The organism is Hymenobacter terrenus (assembly GCF_000972495.1).
GTDB classification, from domain to species: domain Bacteria; phylum Bacteroidota; class Bacteroidia; order Cytophagales; family Hymenobacteraceae; genus Hymenobacter; species Hymenobacter terrenus.
In genome coordinates this window covers 1-681 of the sequence record NZ_LATM01000129.1, presented here as the reverse complement: position 1 = coordinate 681, position 681 = coordinate 1, and the positions used below count along the sequence as shown (strand labels likewise).

Here is a 681-nt window from a genome sequence, read left to right as displayed (position 1 = left end):
TGTCGGCTCGTCACGTCCTGGGGCTGGAGAAGGTCCCAAGGGTTCGGCTGTTCGCCGATTAAAGTGGCACGCGAGCTGGGTTCAGAACGTCGTGAGACAGTTCGGTCCCTATCTGTGGTGGGCGTTGGAAATTTGACAGGACCTGTCCTTAGTACGAGAGGACCGGGATGGACCAGCCGCTGGTGCGCCGGTTGTACCGCCAGGTGCAGCGCCGGGTAGCTACGCTGGGACGAGATAAGCGCTGAAAGCATCTAAGTGCGAAACTCACCTGGAGATGAGATTTCCCAATATGAAGGCCCGTCGGAGATGACGACGTAGATAGGCGGCAGGTGAACAAGCAGAAATGCAATAGCTGAGCCGTACTAAGTGGCCGAGGGCTTCGCTACATTCAAGCAATTGAATCCATTCGTCGAGCGCGCAACAGCCGCTTCGTTTTTGTCCCCTTATGTCGAGTTATTGAGGGTTGCGTTCTGCCCCCCTGGCAGAACTAGTCAGAACACGCAACCCCCGCCAGCAATGGTGGCTTTAGCCCGGGTGTTCACCTCTTCCCATTCCGAACAGAGCCGTTAAGCCCCGGTGCGCCTATGGTACTGCCTTCACCGGTGGGAGAGTCGGTCGCCGCCAACCTTTTTTCGCAACTGCCCCTGCCGCTTTCACCAGCCGCAGGGGCAGTTTGCGTTT

At 57.7% G+C, this 681-nt stretch carries 2 rRNA genes; both read left to right on the top strand.

Annotated elements, in window-relative coordinates:
* A 23S ribosomal RNA gene (locus tag WX88_RS26810) occupies nucleotides 1-386 on the top strand; the annotation flags it as partial.
* Between the two features lie 129 nt (nucleotides 387-515).
* A 5S ribosomal RNA gene (rrf, locus tag WX88_RS26805) occupies nucleotides 516-627 on the top strand.
* Nucleotides 628-681 lie beyond the last annotated feature (54 nt).